This is a genomic window from Shewanella hafniensis (assembly GCF_019655335.1).
In the GTDB taxonomy this organism is placed as follows: domain Bacteria; phylum Pseudomonadota; class Gammaproteobacteria; order Enterobacterales; family Shewanellaceae; genus Shewanella; species Shewanella hafniensis.
Window position 1 is genome coordinate 22,225 of sequence record NZ_BPFD01000011.1, and the last position, 24,285, is coordinate 46,509.

General features: G+C 44.8%; 21 protein-coding genes. 13 read left to right on the forward strand and 8 right to left on the reverse strand.

The window, feature by feature from the left end:
* The first annotated feature begins 105 nt into the window (after positions 1-105).
* Positions 106-1,872: a M61 family metallopeptidase gene (locus tag K5Q99_RS05420; RefSeq protein ID WP_220776277.1), complete on the forward strand. Its 1,767-nt coding sequence runs from the start codon at positions 106-108 to the stop codon at positions 1,870-1,872.
* 169 nt (positions 1,873-2,041) lie between these two features.
* On the opposite strand, the gene K5Q99_RS05425 is transcribed toward K5Q99_RS05420, so the two are convergent.
* Positions 2,042-2,677, reverse strand: a complete 636-nt coding sequence (locus K5Q99_RS05425; protein WP_006081301.1) for a LuxR C-terminal-related transcriptional regulator — start codon at positions 2,675-2,677, stop codon at positions 2,042-2,044.
* Positions 2,678-2,974: 297 nt separating this feature from the next.
* Between K5Q99_RS05425 and K5Q99_RS05430 the strand changes: the two genes are divergently transcribed.
* On the forward strand, positions 2,975-3,721 hold the full coding sequence (locus K5Q99_RS05430; protein WP_220776278.1) for a cytochrome b/b6 domain-containing protein: 747 nt from the start codon (positions 2,975-2,977) through the stop codon (positions 3,719-3,721).
* A 93-nt stretch (positions 3,722-3,814) separates the two neighbouring features.
* On the opposite strand, the gene cctA is transcribed toward K5Q99_RS05430, so the two are convergent.
* The 3 genes from cctA to K5Q99_RS05445 all read right to left on the reverse strand — a co-directional run bounded on the left by cctA (position 3,815) and on the right by K5Q99_RS05445 (position 6,249).
* Positions 3,815-4,165: a tetraheme c-type cytochrome CctA gene (gene cctA, locus K5Q99_RS05435; protein WP_006081299.1), complete on the reverse strand. Its 351-nt coding sequence runs from the start codon at positions 4,163-4,165 to the stop codon at positions 3,815-3,817.
* 547 nt (positions 4,166-4,712) lie between these two features.
* Complete coding sequence (locus K5Q99_RS05440; protein WP_220776279.1) at positions 4,713-5,795, reverse strand: AI-2E family transporter; 1,083 nt, start codon at positions 5,793-5,795, stop codon at positions 4,713-4,715.
* A 220-nt stretch (positions 5,796-6,015) separates the two neighbouring features.
* Entirely contained in the window at positions 6,016-6,249 is a 234-nt protein-coding gene (locus K5Q99_RS05445; RefSeq protein WP_106650271.1) for a sulfurtransferase TusA family protein, read from the reverse strand.
* Between the two features lie 112 nt (positions 6,250-6,361).
* On the opposite strand from K5Q99_RS05445, the gene bepA reads away from it, so the two are divergent.
* From bepA to K5Q99_RS05465, 4 genes are all read left to right on the forward strand, one after another.
* On the forward strand, positions 6,362-7,831 hold the full coding sequence (gene bepA, locus K5Q99_RS05450; RefSeq protein ID WP_220776280.1) for a beta-barrel assembly-enhancing protease: 1,470 nt from the start codon (positions 6,362-6,364) through the stop codon (positions 7,829-7,831).
* Positions 7,832-7,959: 128 nt separating this feature from the next.
* Positions 7,960-8,310 carry an arsenate reductase (glutaredoxin) gene (arsC, locus tag K5Q99_RS05455; RefSeq protein WP_107947136.1) on the forward strand — a complete coding sequence of 117 codons (351 nt, stop codon included), beginning with the start codon at positions 7,960-7,962 and terminating at the stop codon, positions 8,308-8,310.
* Between the two features lie 47 nt (positions 8,311-8,357).
* Positions 8,358-8,732 (forward strand): DUF2069 domain-containing protein, encoded by a 375-nt coding sequence (locus K5Q99_RS05460; protein WP_220776281.1) that lies wholly within the window; start codon positions 8,358-8,360, stop codon positions 8,730-8,732.
* Between the two features lie 297 nt (positions 8,733-9,029).
* Positions 9,030-10,985: a hypothetical protein gene (locus tag K5Q99_RS05465; RefSeq protein ID WP_220776282.1), complete on the forward strand. Its 1,956-nt coding sequence runs from the start codon at positions 9,030-9,032 to the stop codon at positions 10,983-10,985.
* A gap of 187 nt (positions 10,986-11,172) precedes the next feature.
* Here K5Q99_RS05465 and hda read toward each other — a convergent pair whose 3' ends face one another.
* Positions 11,173-11,883 (reverse strand): DnaA inactivator Hda, encoded by a 711-nt coding sequence (gene hda / locus K5Q99_RS05470; RefSeq protein WP_006081292.1) that lies wholly within the window; start codon positions 11,881-11,883, stop codon positions 11,173-11,175.
* 67 nt (positions 11,884-11,950) lie between these two features.
* Entirely contained in the window at positions 11,951-13,042 is a 1,092-nt protein-coding gene (locus K5Q99_RS05475; protein WP_106650265.1) for a DUF2066 domain-containing protein, read from the reverse strand.
* 216 nt (positions 13,043-13,258) lie between these two features.
* Between K5Q99_RS05475 and K5Q99_RS05480 the strand changes: the two genes are divergently transcribed.
* A complete protein-coding gene (locus K5Q99_RS05480) occupies positions 13,259-14,509 on the forward strand; it encodes a uracil-xanthine permease family protein (protein WP_220592716.1) in 1,251 nt (416 codons plus the stop codon).
* Between the two features lie 155 nt (positions 14,510-14,664).
* Here K5Q99_RS05480 and grxD read toward each other — a convergent pair whose 3' ends face one another.
* Complete coding sequence (gene grxD / locus K5Q99_RS05485; protein WP_011846572.1) at positions 14,665-14,997, reverse strand: Grx4 family monothiol glutaredoxin; 333 nt, start codon at positions 14,995-14,997, stop codon at positions 14,665-14,667.
* 224 nt (positions 14,998-15,221) lie between these two features.
* On the opposite strand from grxD, the gene sodB reads away from it, so the two are divergent.
* The 4 genes from sodB (at position 15,222) to K5Q99_RS05505 (ending at position 20,897) form a co-directional block, all read left to right on the forward strand.
* The gene (sodB, locus tag K5Q99_RS05490) at positions 15,222-15,806 is read left to right on the forward strand and encodes a superoxide dismutase [Fe] (RefSeq protein WP_220776283.1); all 585 of its coding nucleotides are present in this window, start codon (positions 15,222-15,224) and stop codon (positions 15,804-15,806) included.
* A 285-nt stretch (positions 15,807-16,091) separates the two neighbouring features.
* The gene (locus K5Q99_RS05495; RefSeq protein WP_006086332.1) at positions 16,092-18,026 is read left to right on the forward strand and encodes a PrkA family serine protein kinase; all 1,935 of its coding nucleotides are present in this window, start codon (positions 16,092-16,094) and stop codon (positions 18,024-18,026) included.
* Positions 18,027-18,092: 66 nt separating this feature from the next.
* Positions 18,093-19,361 (forward strand): YeaH/YhbH family protein, encoded by a 1,269-nt coding sequence (locus K5Q99_RS05500; protein WP_063883574.1) that lies wholly within the window; start codon positions 18,093-18,095, stop codon positions 19,359-19,361.
* A gap of 9 nt (positions 19,362-19,370) precedes the next feature.
* Positions 19,371-20,897, forward strand: coding sequence for a SpoVR family protein (locus tag K5Q99_RS05505; RefSeq protein WP_220592715.1), 1,527 nt, complete (start codon positions 19,371-19,373; stop codon positions 20,895-20,897).
* Between the two features lie 82 nt (positions 20,898-20,979).
* Here K5Q99_RS05505 and fadR read toward each other — a convergent pair whose 3' ends face one another.
* The gene (fadR, locus tag K5Q99_RS05510; protein ID WP_106650260.1) at positions 20,980-21,696 is read right to left on the reverse strand and encodes a fatty acid metabolism transcriptional regulator FadR; all 717 of its coding nucleotides are present in this window, start codon (positions 21,694-21,696) and stop codon (positions 20,980-20,982) included.
* Between the two features lie 301 nt (positions 21,697-21,997).
* On the opposite strand from fadR, the gene nhaB reads away from it, so the two are divergent.
* Entirely contained in the window at positions 21,998-23,599 is a 1,602-nt protein-coding gene (nhaB, locus tag K5Q99_RS05515) for a sodium/proton antiporter NhaB (protein WP_220592714.1), read from the forward strand.
* Between the two features lie 89 nt (positions 23,600-23,688).
* Positions 23,689-24,216, forward strand: coding sequence for a disulfide bond formation protein DsbB (dsbB, locus tag K5Q99_RS05520; RefSeq protein WP_106651810.1), 528 nt, complete (start codon positions 23,689-23,691; stop codon positions 24,214-24,216).
* Positions 24,217-24,285 lie beyond the last annotated feature (69 nt).

The window sequence follows — 24,285 nt, forward strand, 5'->3', positions numbered from 1 at the left end:
AATTCAATGCTTTGTGTCTGTAGATATTTTGCTTTTCATTTGCCAGTTGCAGGCATTTTTGGCAGCATGGCCACCATTAAAATACTCAGGTTTTGCAGGATAAATATGATCCATTACCAGATAATCCCCGTCGATCCGAAAGCCCATTTATTCGCTGTTACTATGACATTATCCCAACCCAAGCCAGTGCAAGTCTTTAGCCTACCCGCTTGGCTGCCTGGCAGTTATATGGTGCGCGACTTTGCTAAAAATATTATTGAACTCAAAGCACAAGATGCACAAGGCCAAACGCTCAAGCTCAGCCAACTAGATAAGCAAACTTGGTCGATTGACAATAATAGCAGCGAAATTATTCTGACTTATCAAGTGTATGCTTGGGATCTGTCGGTGCGTACCGCGCATTTGGACACGACCCACGGCTTCTTTAACGGCAGTAGCGTGTTTCTATCCGCCCACGGTTTTGAACAACAAACCCACACTGTCACTATGTTACCGCCCTCTGAGTCCACATTAAGTGATTGGCGCGTCGCTACCAGCATGACCCGCATCAGTGGTGACGACTTTGCCTTCGGCCAATTTAGTGCCACAAGCTATGACGAGCTCATCGATCATCCAGTGGAAATGGGCTTATTTACTTTAGCTAGTTTCGATGCCTGCGGCGTCCAACACGATATCGTCCTCAATGGCCGTCACCGCGCTTGCATGCCAAGACTCTGCCAAGACTTGAAAGCCATTTGTGAGTATCAGATCAACCTTTTTGGTACGCCTGCGCCGTTTAAACGTTACTTGTTTATGACCACAGTATTAGACAATGGCTTTGGCGGGTTAGAACACAGAGCATCTACCGCATTGATGTGTTCACGCAAGGACTTACCGCTGTCGCTCAATGCGCCAATCAATAACGACTATCGCACTTATTTATCCCTGTGCAGCCACGAGTATTTCCACAGCTGGAACGTGAAGCGTATTAAGCCAGAGTGCTTTTTACCCTATAAACTTGAGGCTGAAACCTATACGCCGCAGCTATGGGCCTATGAAGGCATCACCTCCTATTATGATGACTTCCTTACCTATCGCGCCGGGTTGGTAGATGAACAAAGTTATTTAGATATGCTGAGTGAAACCTTCACCCGCGTTTATCGCAGCCAAGGACGCTTTAAACAAAGCGTTAAGGACTCGAGCTTTAATGCATGGACTAAGTTCTATAAGCAGGATGAAAACGCGCAAAACGCTATCATCAGTTATTACACCAAAGGCGCGCTGTTTGCGCTGTACTTAGATTTAACCCTGCGCCATGAAACCCAAGGCAAATACAATCTCGACCATGTGATGCAGATCCTGTGGCAGGAATATGCCCTGCAAAATAAAGGCACGACTGACAGCTGCCACCAAGCGATTGTCGAGCGACTCCTTGGCCGTGATTGCCACGATTTGTTTACCTACTTAGATAACACCGACGATATTCCACTGGCTCCACTACTCGCCGAATTTGGTGTCGAGTTTAACCTTCGCGCCAGCCAAGGCCCGCAGGATGTGGGCGGCGGGCAACTAAAAGGCTATGACATTGCCTTTGGCGCGAAAACTCAAGTGGCGCCGATGGGATTGAAAGTGGTGACCGTTACCCAAGGCAGCCCTGCCCACCTTGCGGGATTAAGTGCGGGGGATGTGTTAATTGCCGCCGATAACTTGCAAGTCAGCGCGCAATTTGAGGCGCAGCTACAGCAATATCCGCTAGGTGAATCCTTGAATTTACATTGGTTTAGACGAGATGAATTGATGACGGGTGAATTGATGATAACTGCCGCACCAAAGGACACTGTCGCCCTAGCAATTAGTGACAGAACTAAACTCGCGGCTTGGTTAGGACGTTAATTTAACGTTTTAATTCGATTGATTTTAAGACAAACAAAAGGGGCAAAAGCCCCTTTTATCATTTCTGAGATAACACTTAACTTAGGTACTAATCTCTAAACGCACACATCTATGTCTAGAACAGTATTCCCTTGCCAAATTAGTGTCTTCTATCAGTGCTAATACAGATTTAAACCACCACATCGTGCAAATAGGTTTGCGCCCACGCGATCGCTTGACCACGGCTCGACACACCGATCTTACGGAATACTCGGTACAAATGGGTTTTTATCGTGCTTTCACTGACAAACAGCTGATTAGCAATATCTAAGTTAGTGCTACCCGTTAAGAGGGCTTGTAATACTTCTCGCTCACGAATCGTCAGCGGTTCAGTATCTTCGAACAAACCAAAGTCATCGTTCACCCCATTGACGAGTTGAATTGGGATCACCCTATGGCCTCGTAAAATATTCGAGAATCCTAGGCTAATCTCAGTTAAACCCGCATCGAGATAAAACACCCCTGCGGTCGTGGCAGCTTGCATTAAAAAGCGCGCATCCACTTGTTTAGGGAATTGTAAATAGACGACTCGTACACTTGGTTGTTCACGGGCAAGTAAACGCTGAAATTGATGGGCTTTTTGAAGATCAACAGTCGCTAAATCAATCACTACCATGGAGGCATGATTATCCTTGATTTGTTCACACATCTCATCTGGGCTGACTTGCGTCAACTTAACGAGAAACTCCTGTGGCCAACGTCCTGCTAGCAGTTCCATTAATACTTGCGATCGTGACACTACAATCCAATGTAATATTTTGAACATCCTGCTCACTCCCTGTCTGATTAACGATTATTCATTTTGAGAACCTAAGATCCTCTCAATACAACTTCAACATCCGTTCAATAGACTTCCAAGTCTATCGTGGTGACGATATTAGCATTAGATAAAACAGATTAAAAAGACTTACGTGAAAAATATTTACCGTACGCAAATCAAAAACTTCTAACACTTTCGTTGAATACACTATCAATCAGAAGTCTTAATTGAAACTGAAAAAAATTACTGAAATTTTGAGATAAAAGCGTAAGATCATACCAACAAAAAAAATAAGGAAATTCCATGTCCAACAGCAAACCCAGCGCGTTTGAAGTTAAATCCTACTCAGTTTGGGACAAACTGACGCGATTATTCCATTGGATTAATGTCATTCTCGTACTCGCACTCATCTTAGTCGGTGGCATCATGATGTATCGTGCAGAGTTAGGCATCACTGAATTAACGGGCAAAATTGGCTTAAAAACTTTACACGTGTACATAGGCTATGCGTTTGCAATCAACCTCATTATTCGCCTTGTGTGGGGTTTTGTCGGCAACAAATATGCGCGTTTCAGCCATATGTTTCCCAATGCTAATAGCAAAAATGAATTAATGACCTATAAGTCAGAATTGGCCGCGGGTAAAAATCCGCAGTATTTAGGCCATAATCCTAAAGGCAAATTTGCCGTTCTCGGCATCATGCTGCTATTAATCACTATCATGGTTACTGGGCTTTTACGTGCAGGAACCGATATTTACTTTCCGCCATTAGGTAGTGCAGTACAAAGCTATCTGGCCGATACCAATGTCGACCCAGCAAGCTTAAAACCCTATGATGCCACTGGGGTGAATACTGAGAAAGCGGCTGCGCTTAAACCGCTGAAGGGACTAGCCGGTGAAGTTCACGTTTATGCGGTTTATCTACTTTTGCTACTGATTTTACTACATGTATTCGCTGTGGTTTATACCGAAGTTAAACGTCAACCTGGCATTATTTCAGCCATGTTCTCAGGTAAGAAGATCATCCAAGGCCAACCAAAAGACGAGTAATTGATTCATTTACTGATAAAAATAACGCCAACATTTGCTGGCGTTATTTATGTAGACTTGAAGGCAGATGCCAACGCTTCTAACATTTTTTAATTATTTTTTCAGAATCGTCGCTGGTGTGCGGCCATCATCATGGCAACTTTCACAGGTCGGTTTTTCACCTACATTCATATCATGCACCGCATGACAATCTGCACAGACTAAATTGCCGTCATGTGGTTTATGCACAGCGTCCATTTCAGCAAGAGAACCGTGACAGCTTTGACACTGTTCAAATTCAAAGGCACCATCCGCAGAAGGTGTACCATCTTTATGACAGCTTTCACATCCACCCGACTCAGCGTGGAAATCAGACAATTTTTGATCTGCAGCAAATGCGGTTGGCGACAGCGCTAACGCTGCGAGACTTGCCCCGAAAAGCGCACTTAATAGTTTTTTGCTCACAATAGTATCCTCCAATGGCGATTGTCAGTGGAAATTCTTGTCAGGGTGACTTCCATCTCGCAACCAAAAGTAAATAGCACGACTCGATATAACTTAGCTAAGGATGTACGAATAAGCAAACCCATGCTAAGTAACCCAACTTTATCAACATACTCAAGGGTAAAATGTGCGCTGCATCATGTAACCACATGCTTATATAAGAGTTTTACATATACCTAACCTAGAGGCTACATAATGTAAATCCCTATAGCAACTAAGGACATAATAAAAAGCCAGGGTTAAACAATTTGGGCTCTACTCGAGGGACTTAAGGACAAACTCAAAACCATAAAAGTTAACGAAAGGAGTAAGTGCTGCTTGATAAAGATGTGTAATGACGACTATACGTGGAAATTAAAAAGAGTGCCTAAACGCCCTACTCGTCTCTGACACTGAGCTCCATAGCGGAACTCAGTGTCAAATTTAGTCTCTAAATTTAGAGACTAAATTCAGTTGTTACATGCAAGCCAGCAGACAAAACAAGCTCTGGAAATCGAGCGAGTCGTCATCAACTCGCATCGAGTCCCTGAAGAGTCTCAACCTCAGTTTTAGGCCAAGCGTTAATCACGGCTTTAACCAAGGAAGCCAATGGAATGGCAAAGAATACCCCCCACACGCCCCATAAACCACCAAAGACTAATACCGCGGCTATGATTATCACTGGATGCAAATCCACCGCATCGGAGAACAAAATAGGCACGAGTAAATTACCGTCGAGCGCCTGAATAATACCGTAACCCAACATTAAATAGCCAAACTCAGAACTAAAACCCCACTGAAAAAATGCCACTAGGGTGATAGGTAATGTAACTAAGGTTGCACCGACATAAGGGATCAATACCGATAACCCCGTTAACACAGCGAGCAAAGCCGAATATCGCAGTCCCATCAAGGCAAACAAAATATAAGTTGCAACACCCACAATCACTATTTCGATCACTTTACCACGAATGTAATTAAAAATTTGTTGGTGCATTTCAAACCATACTTTGCGGGCTAATTGACGATTAGCAGGGAAAAAACGCTTACTGCCACTGATCAGCTGATCTTTATCCTTTAAAAAGAAAAACACCAACAGAGGCACTAAAATCGCGTATACCATCAAGACGAGTAATGACGCTGAATAGCCAATTAATTGCTTAGCAATATCCAGTACATGCTGAGTATCGAGCAGTTTTTTAAGCTCTGCGACCATCAAATCTAATTGCTCAGGATTGATAAATTGCGGGTATTGGTTGATCAAGGTTTGTAGCGTCAGCAGCCCTTTATCTATCATGCTCGGCAAATCGGCAATTAAGCTCACGCCTTGACGCCACACACTCGGAATTAAGCCAAATGTCAGTAAGACCACAATGCCCAAAAACAACACGATAACTAAGGACGCACCAGCGGTGCGATTAATGCCTAATTTCAGCATTTGCGCCACGGGCCATTCCAATAAAAATGCCAACACCAGCGCGACTAATAAGGGGGCAAGTAAACCTGCGGCAAAATAAATCACTAAAGCGAACCCAACAAGAATAGCCATTAAGGTCACAGCTTGTGGATCACTAAAGCGCTCTTGATACCAACGAGAAAAAACAGTAAACATGGATCATTCCAATAGTGATGGTTGGCTAGGCTTCCCAAACGCTCAGGAAAGTTTATTTATCATGGTGTTATCTACGACGTTATCAAACTACTTTCACTTCAACTTGTTAGCAGAACGGAAATCTTACGCCCAGCTAGCAAACTCATTTGGTGAACTTATCTAGCGTGCACATTAAATTAGGTCACGACTCGGAAAGGATTTAAACATGAAAATCCTCAATTTATCCCTGAGATAGATCAACTTTGGTGACCATCAAGGCTAACAGACTCACATCATTACGCAACTCTTGCACGACATGACCTTGTTTTTTTAAATATTGGGGAACATCTCGCCGCGAACCTGAGTCTGAGAGTAAGATATGCAATTGCTCGCCGTCTCGCATTGGCTTCAATGCAAGTTTCACTTTAACTAAAGGTACAGGACAGCGAAATAGCGTTAAATCAATAAAAATCATAATGAACTTGCTATAGACGAACTTGGGCTATTATCCTAAGTTGCACCTCAAACTACAAGCTAAGTGCAGTATCTCTGCCTTTAGTTGAGATAATTAGAAATAAAGGATCCGCTTGCGTAACTTGACTTTTTTGACTCGATTAAAACCTTTTGTTGCAGGCGCATTCTCTTTGATGCTGCTTACCTTAGCCGCCAAAAGCTTTGCCAACAATGACTTACCGGATTTAGGTACGGCCGCAGTTAACACCTTCAGCCTTGAAAAAGAAATGGTTTACGGTGATGCCTATATGCGCATCATTCGCTCCTCGGCGCCTATGTTAAATGATCCTGTGTTGAGTCAGTACCTTACTGAACTTGGCAACAAACTGGTCGCCCATGCCACAGGGGTAAAAACGCCCTTCTATTTCTTCTTGTTACAAAATGATGAAATCAACGCCTTCGCCTTCTTCGGCGGCCATGTTGCCGTGCACACAGGCTTATTTCTCAATGCCGATAACGAAAGCGAACTCGCCTCAGTACTCGGCCACGAAATTACCCACGTTACCCAACGTCACCTTGCGCGTTCGCTCGAAGCACAACAAAAGAGCAATCCTGCGACAATTGCGGGTTTACTCGGCGCCATTTTATTAACCATTGCCGTACCACAAGCCGGTATGGCTGCACTGGCGACGACCCAAGCGATGGCAACACAATCAAAAATCAACTATACCCGTTTGCACGAGAAAGAAGCCGACCGCATCGGTATGCAAATTTTGGTGGATGCAGGCTTTGATCCCAACGCTGCAGCGGATTTCTTTGGTAAGTTAGCCACTCGTTACCGCTTTACCACCACACCGCCACAAATGCTGCTAACTCACCCATTACCAGAGTCGCGGATCACTGAAGCCCGTAACCGCGCCGAGCAATATCCTAAGCGTTATATTCCCGATAACCTGAACTTCCAACTGGCGAAAGCTCGTATTCAAGTCCGTTTTTCCAGTTATAGCGACGAAGCGGTTTTGAGCATGTTTGACAAGCAACTAAACAAACAGACCTACAGCTTTAAAGAGGCGGCGCTCTATGGCAAAGCGCTGGCGTTATTTAGATTGAAGAAGTTTGATGAGTCGGAAAAAATCGTCGATGAACTGTTAAAAATTGATGATAACAATCTGTTTTATATCGATACTAAAGCCGACTTATTGACCGAACGTAAGGACTATGCAAAGGCGATTGCTATGCTTGAAGCCCAGCGAAAAATGAAGCCAACATCGCAAGTGATTAACGCCAACTTAGCCAATATTTACATCGAAGCTGACCAAGCCCCTAAAGCTATTCCTTTATTGGAGGAAATGATATTCCTCGATAAACAAAATCAGCTGCCCTACCAATTACTGAGCGCTGTTTATAAAAAAACAGGCAATCAGGCGTTAGAATATTTTTCTACCGCTGAGCTCATGGCTTTGGGAGCTAATTATAAGGGCGCTATCGATCAGCTAAACTTTGCCTACCGTGCATCTGAAAGTAATCCCTTACAGCTTGCACGTATTGAAGCCCGTATACGCCAGTTCAAAATGGCCGATAAAGAGATGGAAGCGCTTAAGTAATCAGTTGTTTTACAAATTGATTTAACTTCATTACCCATTTATACGCCCCGAACACACTGACGGGGCGTTGTTTTTTCTGTTATCATCCGCTCCATTGTTATTTCAGCCCGTATTGAGCCTCTAGCACTATGACCCAAGCGACGATTTACCATAACCCACGTTGTTCAAAAAGCCGTGAAACCTTAGCTCTACTTGAGCAACAAGGTTGTGACATTACCCTAGTGGAATACTTAAAAACGCCTCCTACGGCTGAAGTCATTGGCGACATTCTGACAAAATTAGGCATCAGTGCTCGCGAATTAATGCGCACCAAAGAAACGGAATATCAAACCTTGGGGCTTGCCGACACCTCATTGACTGAGCAGCAATTGATTGAAGCCATGGTGAACACGCCTAAACTCATAGAACGGCCAATTGTGCTCGCCAATCAACGCGCTGCCATCGGCCGTCCTCCAGAGAATGTGCTCGCTATTCTTTAATTATGATTTTTATAAAATCGCTTTAATTTTAATTCTTAGGTAGACATATGACGTCCAACACCTTATTTACTCTTAGCCGTTTAGGTTACTTTGCGCTCGTCCTGCTATTAGGCGGCTGGTTTGTTGGTCAGGGTATTAGCGGTGAGTATACTCTGCTATTTAGCCTCTTATGGATAGTGCCATTGTTACTGCCTGCAAAAGGGGTTTTTCAAGGTAATCCATATACTTATGCTTGGGCGAGTTTTATTCTGTGCCTCTATATGCTGCATGGGCTGACGCTGCTTTATGTCACTACCGATGCCTTCGTCTTTGCATTAATCGAAGTATTGTTGATTGGTGTACTGCTGATTGCCTTTCCCTTCTACGCTCGGATCCGTGGTCGAGAACTGGGATTAGGCCTGAAGAAAAAATCCAAAGAATAAGCCATTGCATACAATGTGATTTCAGCGCCGTCTTGCCTTACTGGGTATGACGGCATTTTTATATCGCAACGCCAAACTCCGCTAAAGATCTGCGTTCAAATACCCTCTTTATCCTCAGTTCAATGCACAGTTAATCGAACAACTAAATCGCATAAAAATTAACACTTAACATACCTATAGCGACTTTTTGCAACTTAACCCCCGTGCTATAGTCAGTTTTTCATCGTGGAGTATTGATGTCCCGCGAGTCACAAAAAGCCTGACTGCACCGCTGAGTTAACATGGGAGAATGTTGTAATGGGGATATCGATACCACTGAAACTTTTAGGATTAATAACCTGCTCTAGCCTACTTATGGCGTGCGGAGGCGGTGGAGACAGCAACACAGATAATGGCGGAGTCACGCCCCCCTCTAGCTCGTTGCCACGCTGCACAGAAAGCATTTCGCCGCTTCTTGTTACCACATCATCCTCAATCCGTTTTCAAACTGAGCCGACGTATGTGGCAGGTCAATCCAGTGCCATCATTGCCAACATCCTTAATCGCGATAGCCAAAACTTAACCTTTCGCTGGCAGCAAATCGATGGGCCGAACATACAATTAGTCAGTCAAAACAGTCCTGTATTAGCATTCGATGCTCCTACCGCTGGCGACTACCGTTTTAGCTTGCATGTGACGGGAAGTAATCTAGATGTCAGCGGAGAAATCGGCATTAATGTCGACCCCGCATCGTCGGCTATACTGAACGTTCGCCAAGATCACCAAGTGGTTGAAGGCAATAGTGTCAGCTTAAGGCTCGGACAACAATCAGGATTAAGTACTGCGAATATCTCTTGGTGCGTAGCGTCTGGCCCGGATTTAATGGTCGATGTAAGCGATCCGTTTAGGCCGTTATTTACCGCGCCAACCGTCGCCCAAGATACAATCACTCGACTCAAAGTGAACGCCAGTATCAATGGCAATCCACTCAGTGATGACGCCTTTGTGCTAACAACTGCGGCGCCGGCGATCAGCTCGCAATATTTCGATACCCCAGTGGCACGCACCCACGCCTATCGTCCAGCCTCACCTTACGCCAATGTGTTAGCGGGCTGTGTTTACTCCAATCAACTTAATGATAGCTGCACTATCAATACCTTACCTTTGATAGGCCAAACCTCAAGCGATCTAAATCGCGAGACTATTCTTAATCGTGTACTGGTTTCCCACGACTGGATGGGCGATAATTTTGCCGCCTTTTTAGCTCAGATGGACCCCAACAGCGATTTTGCTCGCCTGTTACAATCCGTCACGGCCGTAGTGATTAGCTATGATGTGCGCCCTTCCTTCTATTGGGTCGTTACAGGAGCAATTTATCTCGATCCCGACGATTTATGGCTTACGCCAAGCCAGCGCGACACCATTAATGAAGCGCCGGATTACCGCAGTAATTTTGGTGATGATCTTAACTTTGTGATGCCTTGGCGTTATGTGAAAGACAATCAATATGCGTCACTTAGCGTACCTATCACCGTCAGAGCAGACCGCACGTTAGCGCAAATCAATCCCGATCTAGCCTCATTGCTGTATCACGAGCTTGCCCATGCCAATGACTTCTTCCCCCGCAGCGTACATGCCTCACTCACAGGGCCAAGACTGCTAGATGATTACAGTCGCCGCAATGCCAACAAGAGCCTGATATCCGATCAAGTCAGCAGCAGTTATCCATTAATGAGTGATGAAATGATGGGACTTGCCAATGTCCGTTTCCTCGGCGCAGCGGCGAATAATGTGCAAAAAGCCTATCAACCATCGGATGTGAGCACTTTCTTTTCTACCGATATCGCCAGCGACTTCTATGCCTATTCCAGTACCCGTGAAGACACGGCCATGTTATTTGAGGAAGCCATGATGAGTTATCGCTATCAAATATTGCGTGATGTCGCCGTCACCAATAAACCTGCGGTGTTAACCGCTGATACGCTGATTATTGACTGGGGACAAAGAGGTAGAATTGCACAAGACAGCCTAGAGAATCGCGCTGCACTGGTGATTGATGAAATTCTGCCAGAGCTTGATGGCATCAGTCTGATTGAAAGTCTGCCCGAACCGATTGCCATGATCCAAGGTCAAAGCTGGCGTCAAACGCTTGCGATATCACCTACGAATGCACAGCTCAAAGGCCAAAACAATGCTCCAGCACGTGATGCAGAACCACGCTTTGAGCCTGAACTTCGCTTAAGTGGCGACCGTCACCGACATCCTCAGCAATAGAGTGTTTAAGTTGTAGATAAACAAAAGCCCGTCTGCATTCAGCATGACGGGCTTTTGATTGTTAGGCTTTAGGCTTTAGGCTTTAGGTTTTAGGTTTTAGGTTTTAGGTTTTTTACATTTTCTAGCGTTTACATCGCTCAAGACTAATTCAAAACCACTCAAACCGTGTCTCTAACCAATCATGCTTTTATAGATGCAGCATCTCTTTGGCAAAGGGAATAGTGAGCTTGCGCTGATGCACTAATGAGGCTTTATCTAACTTATCCAATACATCGAACAAGGTACGTAAATCCCGCGCCATTCGGTTCAACAAAAAACGCCCAACGTCTTCCGGTAATTGCAGACCACGCATAGCGGCGCGGCGTTGCAGAGCGGCAAGCTTTTCATCATCAGCCATAGGTTGCAGTTGATAATTCAACCCCCACTGCATGCGTGAAACGAGATCAGGTAACAGAAAACCCGCGTCCGCAGGAGACGAACTGCCACTGACCACTAAGGCACAATTTTTATGTTCAGCGACGCGGTTGTAGAGATCAAAAATCGCTTCTTCCCAGACGGGGTGACCGGCGATGGCATCGACATCATCGATACAGACTAAATCTAACTGTTCTAGTCCTTCAAGCAATGCGGTCGAAATGCTCGCATGTATGCCTAAGGGAATATAAAAGCTGCGACGCTCAACTTCGTTGGCGTGAGCACAAGCGGCGTGCATTAAATGAGTTCGACCCGATTTCACTGGGCCCCACAAATAAATGGCGGCTTCACCCTGTCCTTCGGCATTGGCTCTCAGTTTTTGAATAAGTTCATCATTACCCGCGGCGGGGTAATAACTATTAAAGGTTTCGTCATCTGGCAAATGCACAGGTAACGAGAGTTGCAGAGGTGAGTTTAAGGGCACTCGGTCTTCTCAATATCAAATAAAAACAATGCCGTGCTTAGCATAACTCAGCACGGCCGATAACATCTTAAGGTAAACGCCATTCATATACAGGCTTGCCTGTTTGGTTAGAGACAGGGCTAAATTCCCCCGCACTCACAGGTGCGACCACAGAAATCCGCGGCTCTAAGCTTAATAAACGTTGTAAATCCGTTTCTGAGCCAAACAAATCTAACGAGAAGGTCGCGGTATGGCCTTGAATATGCGTTAAAGTGGCATTTTTAATCGCGCTAAGTTGCTTCAAATATCTTTCAACTTCTACTAATTGCGCCATTTTTTGAATATTAACAAAAGTGACACTCGCGCCTTGCTGTGTACCAGTATCGGCAATCGCGTACTTAGTAAAATAGTATTCGCCTAACGCCGCCATCATGGCTTCAATCGCCTGAGTCGAATTTTCAGCAGTGCCGTTGTAGCTGAATAACGGTGGCGTCAAAGAGTCAATGGTGGCCTTAGTATAGAGATTTAAACGATAACGAACTTGACTGCCAGCGGCATCAATCGCCACCAGCGCCAAAAAGTCAGCTTGATAGCGGCCGGAGACACTGGCCACGATATCTGCAAACATACCTTTGATATCGTTAGGATTAATCCCCATCAACTCATCAAGATCTAAGATAGGCAAAAGTACCGGAATACCACGTGCATCGGAAAAATCACTAAAGAGTTTACGTTCGGCTAACGCAGACGAGTCACCCAATATCACAGTGTCGCCATCACCTGGCATTGCGACCCAAAATAAGGTCAGCGGGCGTTGTGTTCCCCAAACCGGTAATTGCGCCTGACGCAGTAGCGCCACGATGCGACGGTGTTCAAAACTGGCCGTTAACAGTAATTGGCCATTCTGCTCGATATAACCATACTGGCTCAGCAAGGTATCAGGATTACCGAGCTGAGATTGGATCAGACTGTTATCGAGGGATCGCGCCGTGCCAGTGTTCTTGATAATGACTTGCTCAAGTGCACTTTTTAAGGCTTTGTCGCGTTCTGCAACCGCGCGCGAAGACACAGGCACATTGGCCTGATCTAATTTACTCACCTCAACAGCATTGACGCTATTAATCGTGAACAGACAATATAGAAATGCAATTAAGCTCGGCTTCAATAGGAATTTCAGCATCTTTGAGTAGTTGAAGTAACGTCAGATGGGGCAAATTGTACCATAGTTAGCGCCTTAAGCGAGTCTTGGCAAAATTTAGCCCCATTTCAGTGCCAACCATGGCATGGAAAACCCAAACAGTGATCCGAGTCGGCAAAACGGGCGATTTTCTTCTGCTGAAAATCCAACAAACTGATATCATCTGGCGGTTTACCCTAAAATTAACGAGAATAATAAATGAGACGACTCGCTATCCCCCTACAGGGCGCACAAATGCTGTTTGTGGCCTTCGGTGCCCTAGTGTTAATGCCGCTGCTGACAGGACTCGACACTAGTGTGGCATTGTTTACCGCTGGTATCGGTACCCTTCTGTTCCAATTGATCACTAAACGCCAAGTGCCTATCTTCCTTGCCTCATCCTTCGCCTTTATCGCCCCCATACTCTATGGCGTGCAGACTTGGGGAATTCCCTCCACCATGGGCGGCATTATGGCCGCGGGCGTGGTCTACGTCATGCTCGGCGCCTTGGTCAAAGTGCGCGGCACCGACTTCATCCATAGGCTATTACCGCCTGTGGTAGTGGGTCCTGTGATCATTATCATCGGCCTTGGACTAGCTCCAGTTGCCGTGAATATGGCATTGGGGAAAAGTGGCGATGGTAGCTTGACCCTTGTTGACACCAATACTGCGCTATTTATTTCACTCGCGTCACTCTGTACCACAATAGCAGTGGCAATTTTTGCCAAGGGCTTACTCAAAGTCATGCCGATTTTAGCAGGGATAATTGTGGGCTACGGCTTAAGTCTTGCCTTTGGTATTGTTGACTTTGCCGTGGTGACTGCCGCCAGTTGGATTGCGATTCCTAAATTTGTCGCACCCGAATTTAACTGGCATGCCATCGCCTTTATGATCCCAGTGGCAATCGCTCCGGCGGTTGAACACATAGGTGATATTCTGGCGATATCCAATGTCACAGGTAAAGATTTTATGAAAAAACCTGGCCTACACCGCACACTAACGGGAGACGGTGTCGCTACAATTGCCGCGGCAGCCTTTGGTGGCCCGCCAAACACGACTTACTCAGAAGTCACTGGTGCTGTAACCCTAACGCGCAATTTTGATCCAAAAATTATGACTTGGACCGCCATTACCGCCATCACGTTGGCCTTTGTCGGCAAACTAGGTGCGCTGATGCAAACCATTCCCGTCCCAGTCATGGGCGGTATTATGTGTTTGTTATTCGGCTCAATTGCAGCCGTTGGCCTCAACACCCTTATTCGCAATCATGTGGATTTGTCTGAGCCGCGTAATTTAAGCATTGTCGGAGTCACCTTAGTCTTTGGTATCGGCGGCATGGCATTTGGCATAGGCTCATTTAGTCTGACCGGTATCAGCTTGTGCGGTATTGTCGCAATTACCATGAACTTATTATTGCCTGCGACCAAGCCTCACGATAAGCACAATGCCTCAGATGTCGCCCCTCACTAATTTTTGCTTGGGGGCTTGAGGAATCACAATGTTATTGAAGTGTTTGTTGTAGTGGTTTTTTAGCAATAGAACTGTGAAAAGCAGCGACAAAAAAGCCGCCATGATAATAATCACGGCGGCTTTTTCATTCAGACTTATAAAATAAGCATTAACGCTTATTCTTCAGTCTTGATCTTAGCGGCAGCGGCTTTAATCAAAGGTTGTAATTCGCCTTTTTGGAACATGTCCACGACGATATCACAGCCACCAATCAACTCACCTTCAATCCACAATTGTGGGAAAGTCGGCCAGTTAGCAAACTTAGGTAATTCTGCGCGAATGTCTGGATGCTGAAGAATATCCACGAATGCAAACTGCTCACCGCAGTTAATCATGATCTGAGCGACCTGTGACGAGAAGCCACAGCTAGGCAACTTTGGAGAACCTTTCATATAAACAATGATAGGGTTTTCCGTGATCTGTTGCTTAATTTTCTCTACTGTTTCCATTTTGATTCCTAAGTAGGATGACATTGACTCAATGCTGCTATTGTACGTCAGCTAGAGGCAGAACAAAATCCCACAGTTTGTAAGGTTATGCCGACATTTGATTTTTCGATGGCGTCTATCTAGTCAATTAGCTAAACAATGATTCACATCACAAATTTTATCGGTACAATAGTCCTAAGTGAGCACGTTTAAAAACGATAACCTAAGACCATGGAGAGATACTAATGGCTTTCGAATTACCCGCATTACCATATGCAAAGAACGCACTAGAACCACACATTTCTCAAGAAACCATTGAATACCACTACGGCAAGCATCACAACACTTATGTTGTTAAGCTAAACGGCTTAATCGAAGGAACGGATTTCGCTGGTAAATCTTTAGAAGATATCATCAAAACTTCTACGGGTGGCGTATTCAATAACGCAGCTCAAGTGTGGAACCACACTTTCTACTGGAACTGCCTAGCACCAAATGCTGGCGGCGAGCCAACTGGCCCAGTTGCTGATGCAATCAATGCTGCTTTCGGTTCATTCGACGCATTCAAAGCCCAATTTACTGATTCAGCAGTAAACAACTTCGGTAGCGCTTGGACATGGTTAGTGAAAAAAGCCGATGGCACACTTGCTATCGTTAACACTAGCAATGCTGCAACGCCACTGACTGACAGCACAGTCACACCAATCCTGACTGTGGATGTGTGGGAACACGCTTACTACATCGATTACCGTAACGTGCGTCCAGACTACCTTGCCCACTTCTGGCAATTAGTTAACTGGGACTTCGTTAACCAAAACTTCGCTGGTTAATTCATTTAATCTAACGTTGTTTACTGCCGAATGAGCAGTGGGTTAATCCCAGTAAAAAGAGCCCTAGTGGCTCTTTTTTTATGCCCCTCGTTTGCCGCACATCCCTTATCCCGCAGATTTATCCTCCGCTAACTACAAGTGCAATAATTGCGTTTGCAACTATTTGTTATTGTTTTTATTTGATATTTTTTGACACAGATAGTGAGTTTGTGTCTAAGATTAGAGTAGGAGGCTGGTTAGCCAGTTATCCGTTCCATGACATCACTGGCGTTTCAGGGGGTTTATATGGGCATTTTCGAGCATTACCAAAAGCGCTACGAACAAAAACTCGATGAAGAATATTCTTTGCAAGAGTTTCTGGATATCTGCAAAGGAGATCGCAGCGCTTACATGTCAGCATCTGAGCGACTACTGCTTGCAATCGGTGAAGCAGAAGTCATTGATACCGCAAAAAATCCAACACTTAGCCGTATTTTTTCGAATCGACTTATTTCACGCTATCCCGCATTTAAAGATTTCTTCGGCATGGAAGATGCCATAGAGCAAATCGTGGCTTACCTAAAGCACTCGGCACAAGGATTAGAAGAGTCCAAACAAATTTTATACCTACTGGGCCCAGTGGGCGGCGGTAAGTCATCGCTCGCCGAAAAACTCAAAGCCCTGATGCAAAAAGTGCCCATTTACATTCTGAGCGCAAATGGGGTACGTAGCCCTGTCAACGATCATCCCTTCTGTCTGTTTGATTTAGAAGAAGATGGTCAACTGCTAAAAGATGAATTCAACATTCCCAACCGCTATCTTAAAACCATCATGTCGCCTTGGGCGGTAAAACGTCTGCATGAGTTTGGTGGCGATATCTCTAAATTTCGCGTGGTAAAAGTCTTCCCATCAATTCTGGACCAAGTGGCGATAGCGAAAACTGAACCCGGAGATGAAAACAACCAAGATATTTCCTCCCTCGTCGGTAAAGTGGATATTCGTCAGCTCGAGCATTTCTCCCAAGATGATGCCGATGCTTACGCATATTCGGGGGCTTTATGCCGCGCCAACCAAGGGGTAATGGAATTCGTTGAAATGTTCAAGGCACCGATTAAAGTGCTGCACCCGCTACTGACTGCAACGCAAGAAGGTAACTATAACGGCACAGAAGGCTTATCAGCCCTGCCCTATAGCGGGATTATTCTGGCTCACTCAAACGAGTCTGAGTGGTCAACCTTCAAAAACAACAAAAATAACGAAGCCTTCCTCGACCGTGTTTACATAGTCAAAGTGCCCTACTGTTTACGGGTCTCAGAAGAACTGCAAATCTATCAAAAACTGCTGATAAACTCTGAGTTATCAAAAGCGCCCTGCGCGCCTGGCACCTTAGAAACCTTAGCGCAATTTAGTGTGCTGTCGCGCATCAAGCCACCTGAAAACTCCTCCATCTACTCTAAGATGCGGGTGTATGACGGTGAAAGCCTAAAAGATACCGATCCTAAGGCTAAGTCTTACCAAGAATACCGTGATTACGCGGGTGTCGATGAAGGCATGAATGGGCTATCCACCCGTTTCGCCTTTAAGATTTTGTCGCGGGTATTTAACTTTGACCATTCAGAGATCGCCGCCAACCCAGTGCATTTATTCTATGTCCTCGAACGACAAATTGAACAAGAACAGTTCCCCGGTGATACCGCCGAACGTTATCTTGAATTCCTAAAAGGTTATTTGATCCCTAAATATGTGGAGTTTATCGGTAAAGAAATTCAAACCGCTTACTTAGAGTCTTACTCTGAATACGGCCAAAATATCTTCGACCGCTATGTCACCTACGCCGATTTTTGGATCCAAGATCAAGAATACCGCGACCCTGAAACAGGTCAGCTATTCGACCGCGCCGCCCTCAATGCTGAACTTGAGAAAATTGAGAAGCCCGCGGGGATCAGCAATCCTAAAGATTTCCGTAATGAAATCGTCAACTTTGTGCTGCGCGCCCGCGCTAACCATGAGGGTAATAATCCGCTCTGGACCAGCTACGAGAAACTACGCACTGTGATCGAGAAGAAAATGTTCTCCAACACAGAAGATTTACTGCCTGTAATTTCCTTTAACGCCAAAACATCGAACGACGATCAACGTAAACACGATGATTTCGTCAATCGTATGATGGAGAAAGGTTATACCAAAAAACAAGTCCGACTCTTGTCTGAGTGGTATTTACGGGTTCGTAAATCTTCTTAAACTTGCGCTAACTAAGTACAGGGCTTTGGTGTTGCCAAAGCCTTCGCTGGGTTTTGGGAGGTGCGTATGGCGAACTTTATCGATAGACGGTTGAATGCGAAAGGAAAAAGCACAGTAAACCGCCAACGCTTTATCAATAGATATAAGCAACAAATTAAAAAAGCCGTCAGCGATGCAGTGACTCGCCGCAGCGTAACGGATGTAGATAAAGGCGAAAAAATCAGTATCCCCACTCGGGATATCAGTGAACCTATGTTTCACCAAGGCAAAGGCGGTGTCAGGGACAGAGTGCATCCCGGTAATGACCAATTTACCCGTGGCGATAAAATTGATCGGCCACCCGGTGGTTCAGGCGGCGGTTCGGGCAAAGGTGAGGCCTCAAACTCGGGTGAAGGCGACGATGACTTTGTGTTCGAAATCTCTAAAGACGAGTATCTAGAGTTATTGTTTGAGGACTTAGAACTCCCCAATCTACAAAAAAATCGCCTTAATAAACTGGTGGAATACCAAATCTACCGTGCGGGATTCACCAATGATGGCGTCCCCGCTAACATCAATATTGTCCGTTCATTACGCTCATCACTGGCACGTCGCATTGCGATGTCGGCCAGTAAAAAGAAACTATTAAAAGAGTTAGAACAAGAACTTGCCGAGCTGGAAAATATTCCAGGCACTAAGGCCGAGTTGATTTTGGATTTAAAAGCCCAAATTGAGGAGTTAAAACAAAAAATTGCCAGAGTGCCGTTTATCGATACCTTCGATCTGCGCTTTAATAACTATGCCAAACGGGAAATCCCTTCTAGCCAAGCTGTGATGTTCTGCTTGATGGATGTGTCTGGTTCTATGGATCAGGCAACTAAAGATATGGCAAAACGCTTCTATATCTTGCTATATCTGTTCCTCACCCGTACCTATAAAAACTTAGAAGTGGTCTATATTCGTCACCATACCCAAGCTAAAGAAGTCGATGAACATGAGTTCTTCTACTCCCAAGAAACGGGTGGCACTATAGTATCGAGTGCATTGAAATTAATGCATGAAATTCAACAAGCCCGTTACCCCGCCGATGAATGGAATATCTACGCAGCCCAAGCATCCGACGGTGATAACTGGGCCGACGATTCACCTACCTGTAGGCAATTGTTAGAACAAAAAATCTTGCCACTGGTGCGCTACTACAGCTACATCGAAATCACCAATCGCGCCCATCAAACCCTGTGGCGTGAATATGAATCCCTGCAACAGCATTACGACAACATCGCCGTGCAGCATATACGTCAAGCCGAAGATATTTACCCTGTCTTTAGGGAGCTATTCAAGAAACAAGCGGTTTAAGGGGGCACTATGGGGATAACTAAATCAACACCTTGGACACCACTGAGCGATGGTCCTGACTGGAGCTTCGAGCTACTGCAGGACTATCTCAAGGAAATTGAACGGGTAGCGGCACTGTATAAGCTCAGCACTTACCCAAATCAAATTGAAGTCATCACTGCTGAGCAGATGATGGATGCTTATGCGGGCATAGGTATGCCCATTGGTTACACCCATTGGTCCTTTGGCAAACGTTTTATCGAAACCGAGCAAGGTTATAAACGCGGGCAAATGGGGCTCGCCTACGAGATAGTCATTAACTCTAATCCTTGTATTGCCTATCTTATGGAGGAAAACACTATCACAATGCAAGCACTGGTGATCGCCCATGCTTGTTTCGGACATAATAGCTTCTTTAAAAACAATTACTTATTTAAGACATGGACAGATGCGAGCTCGATTATTGACTACCTAGTGTTTGCTAAAAACTACATCAGTAACTGCGAACAAAAATACGGTGTAGAGCAGGTCGAAAGCGTCATAGATTCCTGCCATGCGCTGATGAACTATGGTGTAGATCGCTATAAACGCCCCTCTGAAATATCATTCCGAGAAGAACAAGCAAGACAAAAAGATCGCGAAGCGTACCTGCAAAGCCAAGTAAATGATTTATGGCGCACTATACCCAACCAACACCAAGAACTGTCTCAAACAAAAAAACGTCGTTTCCCCGCAGAACCGCAGGAAAACATCTTATATTTCATCGAGAAAAATGCCCCTTTACTTGAACCATGGCAAAGAGAAATAATCCGTATTGTGCGTAAAATGGCGCAATATTTTTATCCACAAAAACAAACTCAAGTGATGAACGAAGGCTGGGCCACCTTCTGGCACTACACTATTTTGAATCACTTGTACGACGATGGTGTGGTCACTGATCGCTTTATGATGGAATTTTTGCAAAGCCACACGGGTGTGGTTGCCCAACCCGACTACAACAGTCGTTATTACAGTGGCATCAATCCCTATGCTTTAGGTTTTGCCATGTTCACCGACATTCGACGTATTTGTGAAAATCCAACCGATGAAGATAAAACTTGGTTTCCCGACATTGCCGGCAGCAATTGGGTCGAAACCTTACACTTTGCAATGCAAAACTTTAAAGACGAAAGCTTTATTAGCCAATATCTTTCACCTAAAGTTATCCGCCAATTTAAGTTGTTTGGTATCCATGATGATGAGAAGCGCAATTATCTGTCGGTATCGGCCATTCACGATGAACAAGGTTATCAAGATATTCGCCAGTTATTATCACAGCAATATAACTTGTCGAACATTGAACCAAATATCCAAGTGCATAATGTGGAGATCAACGGTGATCGTTCCTTAACCTTACGCTATGTACCAAATAACGATATTCCCTTAGCCAGCAGCCATAAAGAAGTATTAAAGCATTTACATAGATTATGGGGTTTTACTGTCACCTTAGAGCAAAAGAATGCGGATGCGAGTATTACCGTATTAGCATCCTGCCCTGAAGTGGCTAAAGCAGAATAATAAGCCTAATAAAAAAGCCGTTTCCATTGGAAACGGCTTTTGTGTATTTATCGCTATTTTAATGCGACATCAATAGCCGCAATTAATTGTCCTGTGCAATAGACGCGGGCATATCATCGCGTAATTGTAACCACATCTTACCGCTGTTCATGCCATAGGTGCGCATCAGCGCTGGGACGTCGAGATAATTTTTCGCTTGAGCCAGTAACTCTAACTCTTTGTAAAAATTCAAAGCCAATAATCGCGCATCTGAACTGGTGAAATAATAGCGACCGACTCGGCTATACAATCCCTTAAATCCATTTAATATCAATACGTAAAGTGGATTCCCGGAGGAGAAAGCTAAGGTATGATGCAATAAATAGTCGAATTCGGCATAGGATTCAGCCGTATCTTCAAGCTGATGAATTTTGGCGAGCACATTCACAGCCGTGTCTGGGTTATAACGCAGGGCACCGCGGAAATAGATAGCACTGACGTTAGTACGGGCCGACAAGAGTTGGTCAACCAATACTGGAAATCCTTCAGGATTAAGATCGGCAATCGTCTCAAGAATGTTTAAGCCCGAGGTTTCCCAGAAATTGTTCACTCGCGTTGGTTTACCGTGTTGGATTTTCAACCATCCGTCACGGGCTAAGCGCTGTAGCACTTCACGCAGAGTGGTGCGAGTCACACCGATCAATTCCGAAAGCTCACGTTCAGCCGGTAAAATGGACCCTGGAGGAAATTTATTATCCCAAATGGATCTCACAATATACTTCTCTGCAAAACTTGCAGGTCCTTTGGCATTGATAATCATCAGCCCACTTATCCAGTTGTTGTGCGTCGTAATGGTCACTGATCATACCAGAGCGGTAAAAAATGGAAACCATTGACTTAAATTCACTGTGTTATCGCCGTGTAAATGTCACACAATCGCTCAAAAAAACGACCAAGATCAAGGCAACAAACGCCAATTTTGCCGATTAGCTCCGCTTTTTGAAATGTGGGTATCAGTATCTCATTACATTAGCTTTCTCTTTAGGCTAGACTGATTTAACAAACGCAGGTATTGATATTAAACACGTGCAATTTTTAACATAATTAGAAGAGAGGCTGCCATGCCGGCGACAATGAGTCAGGCGTTTATTGGGAACTTCTTAGGAAATTCTCCTAAGTGGTACAAAACCGCAATACTGTCATTTTTAATTATCAATCCACTACTCTTTTTCTATGTCGACCCCTTTGTGGCCGGCTGGGTATTGGTGCTTGAATTTATTTTTACCTTAGCAATGGCATTAAAATGTTATCCATTACAGCCTGGCGGATTATTAGCGATTGAAGCTGTCGCAATTGGCATGACATCGGCAAGCCAAGTCTTGCATGAAATAGAAGCCAACCTCGAAGTATTATTACTCTTGGTATTTATGGTCGCTGGTATTTATTTCATGAAGCAGTTGCTGTTATTTGGCTTCACGAAAATTATCACCAAAGTCCGCTCTAAAATTTTAGTGTCGTTAATGTTTTGTTTGGCATCAGCGTTTTTATCGGCCTTCTTAGATGCATTAACAGTTATTGCCGTGATTATCGCAGTCGCTGTGGGTTTCTATTCTATTTACCACAAGGTCGCTTCAGGAAAAGATTTCGGCGCCGATCACGATCATACCTCCGAAGGGAAAAACGCTGCGGGTGAAGATATATTGAACGAAGAAGAACTCGGTGCATTCCGTGGTTTCCTTCGTAATTTGTTGATGCATGCGGGTGTGGGTACTGCACTCGGCGGCGTATGCACTATGGTAGGCGAGCCACAGAACCTTATCATTGCCGCACAGGCCAATTGGCAGTTCGGTGAATTCGCCGTACGTATGTCACCGGTTACTGTTCCGGTATTGATTTCAGGTGTCTTAACCTGCTACTTAGTTGAAAAATTTGGCATTTTTGGTTATGGCGCTAAATTACCAACGGCCGTGCATCGGATCTTATGTGAATATGCCGCCCATGAAGATGCCCGTCGAACCAACAAAGACAACATGAAGTTAATCGTCCAAGCGATAGTGGGTGTCTGGTTAATCGCGGGGCTTGCCTTACACTTAGCTTCTGTGGGCTTAATTGGTCTTTCTGTGATTATTTTGACCACAGCTTTTAACGGCGTCACCGATGAACATGCCCTTGGTAAAGCCTTCGAAGAAGCACTGCCTTTTACCGCGTTATTAGCAGTGTTCTTTGCGGTAGTTGGCGTGATTATCGATCAACACTTATTCGCCCCCGTTATCCAATGGGCACTGAGTTATGAAGGCAATACCCAGTTAGTGATTTTCTACATCGCCAACGGATTACTGTCTATGGTGAGTGACAACGTGTTCGTCGGCACTGTGTATATCAACGAAGTGAAGGCTGCATTGATTAACGGCCAAATCACCCGTGATCAATTCGACTTACTGGCCGTTGCGATTAATACTGGGACTAACTTGCCTTCGGTGGCGACACCTAATGGTCAAGCCGCGTTCTTGTTCTTACTAACATCAGCCTTAGCGCCGCTTATCCGCTTGTCCTATGGCAGAATGGTTTGGATGGCATTGCCCTACACTATCGTGCTATCCATTGTGGGCGTTATGGCGATTGAAACGGGATTCTTAGAGCAAGCTACTCAATATTTCTATGATTCCCATACAATCATCCATCACAGTGCAAAAGAAGTATTAGGCACAGTGTCTGGACATTAAACTTCTCTATTGACTGAACTTTATTTAATAAGTAGAGTCCAAAAAACGCCCCATGTCTGAGGGCGTTTTTTGTTGATATGGAGCTCACTTTGACTGTCATTACTCGCTTTGCCCATTCCCGTTCGTCTTGGTTTATTCTCGCAGGCACAGCCCTCGGCTTAGAGTTAAGCGCACTGTATTTTCAACATATAATGAAACTCGATCCCTGTGTTATGTGTATTTATCAAAGACTTGCTGTATTTGGTATATTAGCAGCGGGCCTTATCGGCATGACAGCGCCAAAATATCGCATAGTGAGGATTCTCGCGGCTATTATTTGGGCCATCAGTGCAACTTGGGGATTAAAGCTAGCGCTATCGCTGGTAGACATGCAAACCAACCCATCGCCTTTCTCAACGTGTTCATTCTTACCTGAATTCCCCGCTTGGATGCCATTACACGAATGGTTCCCTTCCATTATGATGCCTACGGGCATGTGTACTGATGTGCCTTGGGTCTTTATGGGTGTGACGATGGCCGAATGGATGGTAGTGGCTTTCAGTGGCTTCCTAGTGGCTTGGTTACTCTTTATTGTGCCTATCCTGAGTGGTTCAAATAAACCTTCTCTTTATAAATAACCCGTTTGAGATGAGGCAGGGATCAACCCTGCCTTTAATTAACAATTTTATTCACAGTTTACGACTGAT